We start from the raw sequence: 10,065 nt of genomic DNA, 5'->3' as shown, positions 1-10,065 counted from the left end.
TTTCGGTGAGTCTGATGTCGAACAGCGTCCTGCCGAACGACACCTTCCTGTAGGAGCGTGGCTTGCCCGCGAAGAGGCCCTCACGACCGCCAAAAGCTTCGCTGGCAAGCCATGCTCCTACAGATTGCGGGGCGTTACAGACGCAACAAGGTCTTCCAGGCACGGCTCTGGAACACCGTCAGCGCCTGCTGCACCCGGGCCTCCAGCACTTCATCGCTGATATCGGTCTCGGCCAGTTGCGCCAGCTTGTTCATTTCACCGAACAGGCGATCCAGCTCCGGCAACTCCAGCACGCCACGGGCCAGATGCAGCCATGCCTGGATACGCTCGATACGCGGCAGTTGTTCGGCGAGGTCTTCCGGTTGCTGCTGGTAGCGTCCCAGTTGCAACGAGGTGGCTTCTTCGGCCAGCAGCCGTGGCAACCAGTTCTGCAACTGGGCCGCGCCCTGGCGATTACCGCGGGTGGTGCGCTCGGCGGTCCAGCTACGGGCCAGCAACCAGCGCGAGGTGTTCAGCGAGAACAGGCCCCAGCGCACATCTTCCAGCTCTTCCAGGAACTGCTCCGGCGCGGCCTTGCGCACGTCTTCGTCTTCCTGGCCGGCGTGGACCAGTGGGCGCCAGTCTTCCAGCAACGCATCCAGGGCGCTGCGCAGTTCGCTGGTGGATTGCCGTGGCGCGGCCTGGCCGAGGCTGCCGAGCAGGGCGCGCAACTCGGTCAACTGCGCGACCCAGTCCTGCAGCAAGCGCCAGTGACCATTGAAGCGATATTGTTCGGCCAGTCGCTGGCTGCTGGCGAGCAAATGCCAGCCCAAGGCGGCGAACGCATCGTCCAGCGGCATCTCGGCGCTCAACTGCGGGGCCGGCAGGCTCAGCGAATAGCTGTTGGCGTCGAACAGGCGATAGCCGCGTTCGGCCTTGCTGATATCGCACGGCATCAGCGCCAGTTTCTCGGCCAGCTCGGCGGCCAGTTCCAGCAGTGCCGACGGGTCGCCTTCGCGCAATTCCAGTTCCAGCTCGCAGATTTCTTCTTTCTGCTTGCCAGCGATGACAAAGCCCAGGTCCAGGGCGGCTTCGATCACCACCTTGGCCTTGCCGCGACCCCAGGCGATTTCGGCGCGTTCGCGGACGAAATCGGTGGTGAAGATCGGCTTCAGGGTTTTCTTGTCCAGCTCGGCCAGCGCTTCGGGCCAGCATTCGCCGTCGAGTTTTTTCACATCGAGCTTGGCCTTGGCCAGGTGCCAGTCGTACTCGTTGCGTTCCGACAGGCCGGCGACGCTCTGGCCGCGGGTCTTGAGGGTCTGGATCACTTCTTCGCCGTCACGGCGCAGGCGCAGGGCGACCTTGGCCTTGGCCAGGTCGCGCTCGGGGGTGTCGAAATACTGATTGGTCAGCTCGCGACGTTCCCAGCCACTTTTGTTGCGTTTTTTCAGCAGCGGGTGCTCGCGCAGGGCGGCGAGGGTTTCGCGGCTGACGCGGAGTTTGATTTCGGTTTCTTTCTGCATGGCCGGAAAATCCAGGATCGGGAGCGCAGCCGGGGAGAAGGGGGCTGCCTAGGCCGTGCAGTGTACAGGACAAGCGGGCGGCACGCGTCGCGGCGGTTTATTCCAGGCGTCGGATGGCTCTATGATGAGCTTCGCCTTGGAGTTCGGGAGTCAGCGTCATGCCGTTGCCGTCGATGAAAGATCAATTCGCTGCGCTGATTGCCGCGCCGTCGGTCAGCTGTACCCAGCCGAGCCTGGATCAGTCCAATCGTCCGGTGATCGACCTGCTGGCGACCTGGCTCGGCGACCTGGGTTTCAGCTGCGATATCCAGCAGGTCAGCCCCGGCAAGTTCAACCTGCTCGCCAGCTTCGGCAGCGGCCCCGGCGGCCTGGTGCTGGCCGGGCACAGCGACACCGTGCCGTTCGACGGCGCGCTGTGGCAGACCGACCCGCTGAAACTGACCGAAGTCGATGGCCGTTGGGTCGGCCTGGGCAGTTGCGACATGAAGGGCTTTTTCGCCCTGGCCATTGAAGCCGTGATCCCGTTGCTCGACCAACCATTCAAGCAGCCGTTGCTGATCCTCGCCACCTGCGACGAAGAAAGCTCCATGTCCGGCGCCCGGGCCCTGGCCGAAGCCGGCCGGCCCCTCGGCCGCGCCGCGGTGATCGGCGAACCCACGGGCCTGAAGCCGATCCGCCTGCACAAGGGCGTGATGATGGAGCGCATCGAGATTCTCGGCCGCAGCGGCCACTCCTCCGACCCGAGCCTGGGCCATAGCGCCCTGGAGGCCATGCACGACGCCATCGGCGAGCTCAAGGGCCTGCGCTGGCAATGGCAGCGCGAATACAACAACCCGCAATTCAGCGTGCCCCAGCCGACCCTGAACTTCGGCTGCATCCACGGCGGCGACAACCCCAACCGCATCTGTGGCCAGTGCTCCCTGGAGTTCGACCTGCGGCCCTTGCCGGGCATGGACCCGAGCGTGCTGCGGGCGGCGATTCGCGCCAAGCTCGAACCCCTGGCGCAACGGCACCAGGTGAAGATCGACTACGCACCGCTGTTTCCCGAAGTGCCGCCGTTCGAACAGGCCGCTGATTCGGAACTGGTCCAGGTTGCGGAAAAAATCACCGGTCATCGCGCCGAGGCAGTGGCATTCGGCACCGAAGCGCCTTATCTTCAGCGCCTTGGCTGCGAAACCCTGGTCCTGGGCCCTGGCGACATCGCTTGTGCGCATCAGCCGGGGGAATACCTCGAAATGTCACGTTTGCAGCCTACCGTGCATCTACTGCGTGAATTGATTCAACATTACTGCTTGAGCCCGGCCGCAACCTTGCGTTAAATGCACGGCTCATTGATTTTTCCTGGATACCAAGGAGAGCGCGCGTGTCGCCAAGCCTGTTCCGACGATAACCAACAGCCCGTTGTGCGTTTTGACGTTGCATCTATTTTCTATTGGCTGTTTTTTATACAGGTTCAGGTTTTATGCCCGATTACGTGAATTGGCTTCGCCATGCGTCTCCCTATATCAATGCCCACCGGGACTGCACCTTCGTGGTCATGCTCCCCGGCGACGGTGTCGAGCACCCCAACTTCGGCAATATCGTCCACGACCTGGTGCTGCTCCACAGCCTGGGCGTGCGGCTGGTGCTGGTGCACGGCTCGCGTCCGCAGATCGAAAGCCGCCTGGCGGCCCGTGGCCTGACTCCGCATTACCACCACGGCATGCGGATTACCGATGCGGCGACCCTCGAATGCGTGATCGACGCCGTCGGCCAACTGCGGATCGCCATCGAGGCGCGTCTGTCCATGGACCTGGCCGCCTCGCCGATGCAGGGCTCGCGGCTGCGGGTGGCCGGCGGCAACCTGGTCACGGCGCGGCCGATCGGCGTGCTCGAAGGCGTCGACTATCACCACACCGGCGAAGTGCGCCGGGTCGACCGCCGGGGTATCAACCGCCTGCTGGACGAGCGCTCGATTGTCCTGCTGTCGCCGTTGGGCTATTCGCCTACCGGGGAAATCTTCAACCTGGCCTGCGAAGACGTGGCGACCCGTGCCGCCATCGACCTGGAGGCGGAAAAACTCCTGCTGTTCGGCGCCGATCACGGCCTGATCGATGAAAACGGCAAGCTGGTCCGTGAGCTGCGTCCGCAGCAGGTACCGGCGCATCTGCTGCGTCTGGGCAACGATTACCAGGGAGAGTTGCTGGATGCGGCGGCGCAGGCTTGTCGGGGCGGTGTGGCGCGCAGCCATATCGTCAGTTATGCCGAGGATGGCGCGCTGTTGACCGAGCTGTTTACCCGTGACGGCGGCGGTACGCTGGTGGCCCAGGAGCAGTTCGAGCTGGTGCGTGAAGCGGCTATCGAGGATGTTGGCGGTTTGCTCGACCTGATCAGCCCGCTGGAAGAGCAGGGCATCTTGGTGCGGCGTTCGCGGGAAGTGCTGGAGCGTGAGATCGAGCAGTTCAGCGTGGTGGAGCGCGAGGGGATGATCATCGCCTGTGCGGCGCTGTATCAGATTGCCGATTCAGAGGCGGGGGAGTTGGCGTGCCTGGCGGTGAACCCGGAGTATCGCCATGGTGGTCGCGGCGATGAGCTGTTGGAGCGGATTGAAGCACGGGCGCGGGCGCAGGGGTTGAAGACCTTGTTCGTGCTGACGACCCGTACGGCACACTGGTTCCGTGAGCGTGGCTTTGAGCCGAGCAGTGTGGAGCGGCTGCCGAGCGCGCGGGCTTCGCTGTACAACTATCAGCGTAATTCGAAGATCTTCGAAAAAGCCCTCTGATCTTCATGAGCGGGTCTGGTCCTTGAGGTTTTTTGTCGGTCTCAAGGGCCTCTTCGCGGCGGTGCGGCGTCCCGACAAGCCCTGCTCCTACAGTACGTCGTCGACCACTGACCTTGTGTAGGACACGGAACTGTAGGAGCAGGGCTTGCCCGCGAAGGCGTCAATGAAGACGCCGCATCAATTACTGATTGCCAGAATACTCGCCTGGTACGACCCGACAAACACGTCGAAATCCCCCACCTCGTTCTGTTCCAGCTCAGCCTGTTGCACCAGGGATTTACGAGCCGCTTCCTCGAAGCCGGCCTGTTCTTCCTTGCTCAACGGCTGACTGCGGAAGAACTCGGCATGGGCTTGGCTCTGGCGCATCGAGAACTGCGCGAAGCTTTCCTTGTGCGCGGTCATGCTCGCCAACACCTGGGCCGATGGCGTCAGGGACGAATCCTTGACCTTGGCAAGCTGCTCGTCCAGCGCCTTGGCGTGACTGTCGCCACCGTGGCTGCGGTCCAGCAACGCCGCCAGCGGCGCGATCTTCTCCAGCAACTCGTTGGCCCATTCCTTCAGGCCCACCGCCTCACCCCGACGCTGCAATTGCAGGCCCGGGCGCCGACCTTCCTTGACCACGCTGAGGAAGTTCGAGGTGGCATTGCCGCACTCGTTGTTTTCGAACAGCGGACTGTCGTTCAGCGCGCAATACAGCAGGAACGCATCGAGGAAACGCGCCTCGGTCAGATCGATACCGGTCGGCAGGAATGGGTTGATGTCCAGGCAGCGCGCCTCGACATACTGCACGCCACGGGCCATCAGCGCCTGGATCGGCCGCTCGCCGGTGTAGGTCACGCGTTTGGGGCGAATATTGGAGTAGTACTCGTTTTCGATCTGCAGGATGTTGGTGTTGAGCTGTACCCACTCACCATCCTTGTGTGTGCCAATCTCTACGTAAGGTGCGTAGGGAGTGGCCACCGCCTTGCGCAGGCTGTCGATGTAGCTGTCCAGGTCGTTGTAGCAGGGCGTCAGGCCGGCCTGGGCGTTGCTCTGGTAACCCAGGTCGCTCATGCGCAGGCTGGTGGCGTAGGGCAGGTACAGCGTATCGGCGTCGAACTGTTCCAGCGAATGGGCACGCCCGCGCAGGAAACCGGCGTCCAGGGCCGGCGATGCACCGAACAGGTACATCAGCAGCCAGCTGTATCGGCGGAAGTTGCGGATCATCGCGATGTAGGCCAGCGACTGGTAGTCGCGGTCCGTGCCGACGAAACCCTCTGCCTGCTTGAGCACGGGCCAGAGCTGTTCCGGCAGGGAGAAATTGTAGTGAATCCCGGCAATGCACTGCATGGTCTTGCCGTAGCGCAGGGCCAGGCCCTGGCGGTACACATACTTGAGCTTGCCGATATTCGAGGTGCCGTAATAGGCGATCGGAATATCTTCTTCCGCCGGCAACGGGCAAGGCATCGACGGGCTCCACAGGTACTCGTTGCCGAGCTTGCTGTAGGCAAAACGATGGATCTTGTCCAGGCTGGCCAGGGTGTCCGCCGGGTCGGCCAGGGCGGGAGTGATGAACTCCAGCAGCGACTCGGAATAGTCGGTGGTGATTTGTTCGTTGGTCAGTGCGGAGCCCAGCTCTTCGGGGTGCGGTGTCTGCGCCAGACGAGCAACGCCGGTGACGCGCAGGCATTCACGCTCGATGCCGTGCAGGCACTGTTCGAGCAGAGAGAGGTGGTCGCGCTCGCCGAGCAGAGCCAGGCGGCGGTTGAGAAGTTCGCTCAAGTTGGATTCCTTCACGCGTCGGTCGCCCCAATATGGGGGTGGGCAAGACGGTCTACAAGGGTGAAGTTGAGAACTGGCGTGGTCGCCTGGTAAATATCAGAAAACGCCGACACTTCCTCCCTGGGTCGGAGGCAGTGAAAGGGAAAACCCCGACACTGCTTTCACAGTGTCGAAATTAACCCAAATCGAGCCAGGGCGCCTAGAGAACAGCGAAGGTGCCTTGTGCTTTCGCGACAAGTTTGTCGCCTTGGCGCACTTCGGCTTCGACCACCAGGGTGCGGCGGCCGGGGTGGATGACCGTGGCGACGCACGACACTTCGCCCTCGGCCACCGCCCGCATGTAGTTGATCTTGCACTCGATGGTCACGCTGCGCTGGTCAAAACCATGGGAGCTGGAGCAGGCCAGTCCCATGGTGATGTCCACCAGGCTGAAAATCGCCCCGCCGTGCATCACGTTGCCGCGATTGCGCAGGTGCGGCTCCAGCGCCAGGGCCACCTCGGCAACACCGGTTTCCAGGCGTTGCAGGCGGCAGCCGAGCATCTCGCTGAAAGCGCTCTGGGTGAGGCCCTCAGGAATGTCCATCAGCGTTTCTTCAACTGTTTGGCGTTGGCGAACAGCGAAGCCATGGCATTGTTGCTTGGCGCGGCCGGGGTGCTTTCCTTGCGCGGCGCGCTGTTCTGCGACGGCCGTGGTGCCGAGCCCGGACGCGAGCCACGGGCCCCGTCGACTTTCTCGCCCGGGGTGTCGCTCATGCGCATCGACAGGCCGACGCGTTTGCGCGGGATATCGACTTCCATGACCTTGACCTTCACCACATCGCCGGCTTTCACCGCTTCACGGGGGTCCTTGATGAATTTCTCGGACAGTGCGGAGATATGCACCAGGCCGTCCTGGTGTACGCCGATATCGACGAAGGCACCGAAGTTGGTGACGTTGGTCACCACGCCTTCGAGAATCATCCCCGGCTCCAGGTCCTTGAGGTCTTCGACGCCGTCCTGGAAGGCGGCGGTCTTGAACTCGGGACGCGGGTCGCGGCCCGGCTTCTCCAATTCCTGGAGAATGTCGGTGACGGTGGGCAGGCCGAAGGTTTCATCGGTGAATTTCTTCGGGTCCAGGCGCTTGAGGAAGCTGGCGTCGCCGATCAGCGAACGGATGTCGCGGTCGGTTTCTGCGGCGATGCGCTGCACCAGCGGGTAGGCTTCCGGGTGCACGGCGGAGGAGTCCAGCGGATTGTCGCCGTTCATCACCCGCAGGAAGCCGGCGGCCTGCTCGAAGGTCTTCTCGCCCAGGCGGGCAACTTTCTTCAGCGCGGCGCGGGTCTTGAACGCGCCGTTTTCATCGCGGTGGTTGACGATATTCTGTGCCAGGGTCGGGTTGAGGCCGGAAATCCGCGCCAGCAACGCCACCGAGGCGGTGTTCACGTCGACGCCGACGGCGTTCACGCAGTCTTCCACCACCGCATCCAGGCCACGGGCCAGCTTGAGCTGGGACACGTCGTGCTGGTACTGGCCGACACCGATGGATTTCGGGTCGATCTTCACCAGTTCGGCCAGCGGGTCCTGCAGGCGGCGGGCAATGGACACGGCGCCACGGATCGACACATCCAGGTCGGGGAATTCCTTGGAGGCCAGTTCAGAGGCCGAGTACACCGAGGCGCCGGCTTCGGACACCATGACCTTGGTCATCTTCATGGCCGGGTATTTCTTGATCAGCTCGGCGGCCAGCTTGTCGGTTTCGCGGCTGGCGGTGCCGTTGCCGATGGCGATCAGGTCCACCGAATGCTTGGCGCACAGGGCGGCGAGCACGGCGAGGGTCTGGTCCCACTTGTTGTGCGGCACGTGGGGGTAGACGGTGGCGTGGTCCAGCAGCTTGCCGGTGGAGTCCACCACCGCGACCTTGCAGCCGGTACGCAGGCCCGGGTCGAGGCCCAGGGTGGCGCGCGGGCCGGCCGGGGCGGCCAGCAACAGGTCGTGCAGGTTATGGGCGAAGACATTGATCGCCTCGGTTTCCGCGCCGTCGCGCAGCTCGCCCAGCAGGTCGGTTTCCAGGTGGGTGTAGAGCTTGACCTTCCAGGTCCAGCGCACCACTTCGCCCAGCCATTTATCGGCGGGACGGTTCTGGTTCTGGATGCCGAACTGCTGGCCGATCATGCCTTCGCACGGGTGCATGCTGCCCGGCTGCTCGTCGCCGACCTTCAGCGCGGAGCTGAGGATGCCTTCGTTGCGTCCACGGAAAATCGCCAGGGCGCGGTGCGACGGCATGCTTTTCAGCGGCTCGTCGTGTTCGAAGTAGTCGCGGAACTTGGCACCTTCTTCTTCCTTGCCGGCGATGACCCGGGCACTCAGGGTGGCTTCCTGCTTGAGGTAGTTGCGCAGCTTGTCCAGCAGGCCGGCATCTTCGGCGAAGCGTTCCATCAGGATGTACTTGGCGCCTTCCAGGGCCGCCTTCACGTCCGCCACGCCTTTTTCGCCGTCGACGAAGCGTGCGGCTTCGCTTTCCGGATTCAGCGTCGGGTCGTTGAACAGGCCGTCCGCCAACTCGCCGAGGCCGGCTTCCAGGGCGATCTGGCCCTTGGTGCGGCGTTTCTGCTTGTACGGCAGGTAAAGGTCTTCGAGGCGGGTCTTGGTGTCGGCCAGCTTGATATCGCGGGCCAATTCCGGAGTCAGCTTGCCTTGCTCCTCGATGCTGGCGAGGATGCTGATGCGCCGTTCGTCGAGTTCTCGCAGGTAGCGCAGGCGCTCTTCCAGGTGACGCAGCTGGATGTCATCCAGGCTGCCGGTCACTTCCTTGCGGTAGCGCGCGATGAAGGGCACGGTGGAGCCCTCATCCAGTAGAGCGACGGCCGCTTCGACCTGTTGTGGGCGGACGCCGAGTTCTTCGGCGATGCGGCTGTTGATGCTGTCCATAAAACCACCTGACAAAGTGTGAAAGCAGACGCGTCGAGGCTCTCAAGCCATCGGGACGAATCTGGTTTGGGATCAAAAGGCAGCCTTGAGACCCATGAAATCAGCACATTGCTGTGTGCCTTGGAAAATAAAGAGCGGCACGCCACAGCAATGATCAGACGTTGCCTGAGACAAGAGGCGGCGCATTATAACCAGCGTTCCGGGCTTGCGGGGATTGTGCACCCGCGCGGTGCCTTTAGAGCGTTTACTGGTAGTTGAGGAAAAATCTGCTAACAATGCACCGGATACGGATAAGGGCCGCTGGGCCCATAATGCGTGCCGAGATCAAAGGAGCATCCAATGAGCAGCACTGCAAACCCTGCTGAAGGCGAAAAAATACTCATCGTTGATGACGATCCCGGGCTGAGCAGCCTGCTGGAACGTTTTTTCACCAGCAAGGGCTATCGCGCCCGCGCAGTGGCGAACACCGAACAGATGGACCGCCTGCTGTCCCGTGAAGTTTTCAACCTGGTGGTCCTCGACCTGATGCTGCCCGGCGAAGACGGCCTGACCGCCTGCCGTCGCCTGCGCGCGGCGAACAACCAGGTGCCGATCATCATGCTCACCGCCAAGGGCGACGAGCTGAGCCGGATCAAGGGCCTGGAGCTGGGCGCCGACGATTACCTGGCCAAACCCTTCAACCCCGATGAGCTGATGGCCCGGGTCAAGGCGGTGTTGCGTCGCCAGTCGGCACCGGTGCCGGGCGCACCGGGCAGCGAAGACGAGAGCGTGACCTTCGGTGACTACGAGCTGTCCCTGGCCACTCGCGAACTCAAGCGCGGCGAAGAAGTGCACATGCTCACCACCGGCGAGTTCGCCGTGCTCAAGGCGCTGGTCATGCATGCCCGCGAGCCGCTGACCCGCGACAAACTGATGAACCTGGCCCGTGGTCGTGAATGGGATGCGCTGGAGCGTTCCATCGACGTGCAGATCTCCCGTCTGCGCCGCATGATCGAACCGGATCCGTCCAAGCCGCGCTATATCCAGACCGTCTGGGGCGTGGGTTACGTGTTCGTGCCGGACGGCGCCGCGACCAAGTGACGATGCCCGGTGCCTGTTGACGGGTGCCTGTTGATCGGTAGGAACGATTCGCCC

At 63.1% G+C, this 10,065-nt stretch carries 7 protein-coding genes; 3 read left to right on the top strand and 4 right to left on the bottom strand.

The genetic code is table 11. The features are described 5' to 3' along the window. Positions 1-134: 134 nt before the first annotated feature. A complete protein-coding gene (locus M5C01_RS08355; protein ID WP_152736748.1) occupies positions 135-1,502 on the bottom strand; it encodes a CYTH domain-containing protein in 1,368 nt (455 codons plus the stop codon). A gap of 158 nt (positions 1,503-1,660) precedes the next feature. Here M5C01_RS08355 and argE point away from each other — a divergent pair, with 158 nt between their 5' ends. Together argE and argA are read left to right on the top strand one after the other, a co-directional pair. Then, positions 1,661-2,821, top strand: a complete 1,161-nt coding sequence (argE, locus tag M5C01_RS08350) for an acetylornithine deacetylase (protein ID WP_152736749.1) — start codon at positions 1,661-1,663, stop codon at positions 2,819-2,821. Positions 2,822-2,964: 143 nt separating this feature from the next. Next, the gene (gene argA, locus M5C01_RS08345; RefSeq protein WP_152736750.1) at positions 2,965-4,263 is read left to right on the top strand and encodes an amino-acid N-acetyltransferase; all 1,299 of its coding nucleotides are present in this window, start codon (positions 2,965-2,967) and stop codon (positions 4,261-4,263) included. A gap of 177 nt (positions 4,264-4,440) precedes the next feature. Here argA and gshA read toward each other — a convergent pair whose 3' ends face one another. The 3 genes from gshA to M5C01_RS08330 all read right to left on the bottom strand — a co-directional run bounded on the left by gshA (position 4,441) and on the right by M5C01_RS08330 (position 8,931). Further along, a complete protein-coding gene (gene gshA, locus M5C01_RS08340) occupies positions 4,441-6,024 on the bottom strand; it encodes a glutamate--cysteine ligase (protein ID WP_103499806.1) in 1,584 nt (527 codons plus the stop codon). A 199-nt stretch (positions 6,025-6,223) separates the two neighbouring features. Then, complete coding sequence (locus M5C01_RS08335) at positions 6,224-6,607, bottom strand: PaaI family thioesterase (protein WP_152736751.1); 384 nt, start codon at positions 6,605-6,607, stop codon at positions 6,224-6,226. Beyond that, complete coding sequence (locus M5C01_RS08330; RefSeq protein WP_152736752.1) at positions 6,607-8,931, bottom strand: Tex family protein; 2,325 nt, start codon at positions 8,929-8,931, stop codon at positions 6,607-6,609. Before M5C01_RS08330 ends, M5C01_RS08335 begins: the two co-directional genes overlap by 1 nt. A gap of 339 nt (positions 8,932-9,270) precedes the next feature. Between M5C01_RS08330 and ompR the strand changes: the two genes are divergently transcribed. Next, a complete protein-coding gene (gene ompR, locus M5C01_RS08325; protein ID WP_100942051.1) occupies positions 9,271-10,011 on the top strand; it encodes a two-component system response regulator OmpR in 741 nt (246 codons plus the stop codon). Positions 10,012-10,065: the final 54 nt, after the last annotated feature.

The organism is Pseudomonas sp. MWU12-2319, from assembly GCF_023242525.1.
Lineage (GTDB): Bacteria > Pseudomonadota > Gammaproteobacteria > Pseudomonadales > Pseudomonadaceae > Aquipseudomonas > Aquipseudomonas gingeri_D.
This window is presented reverse-complemented; position numbering and strand designations above follow the sequence as displayed.

Bases quoted from the DNA above. Each gene is read 5' to 3' on its own strand.
- M5C01_RS08355 (WP_152736748.1), bottom strand. From the start codon at position 1,502: ATGCAGAAAGAAACCGAAATCAAACTCCGCGTCAGCCGCGAAACCCTC.
- argA (WP_152736750.1), top strand. From the start codon at position 2,965: ATGCCCGATTACGTGAATTGGCTTCGCCATGCGTCTCCCTATATCAAT.
- ompR (WP_100942051.1), top strand. From the start codon at position 9,271: ATGAGCAGCACTGCAAACCCTGCTGAAGGCGAAAAAATACTCATCGTT.
- argE (WP_152736749.1), top strand. From the start codon at position 1,661: ATGCCGTTGCCGTCGATGAAAGATCAATTCGCTGCGCTGATTGCCGCG.
- M5C01_RS08330 (WP_152736752.1), bottom strand. From the start codon at position 8,931: ATGGACAGCATCAACAGCCGCATCGCCGAAGAACTCGGCGTCCGCCCA.
- M5C01_RS08335 (WP_152736751.1), bottom strand. From the start codon at position 6,607: ATGGACATTCCTGAGGGCCTCACCCAGAGCGCTTTCAGCGAGATGCTC.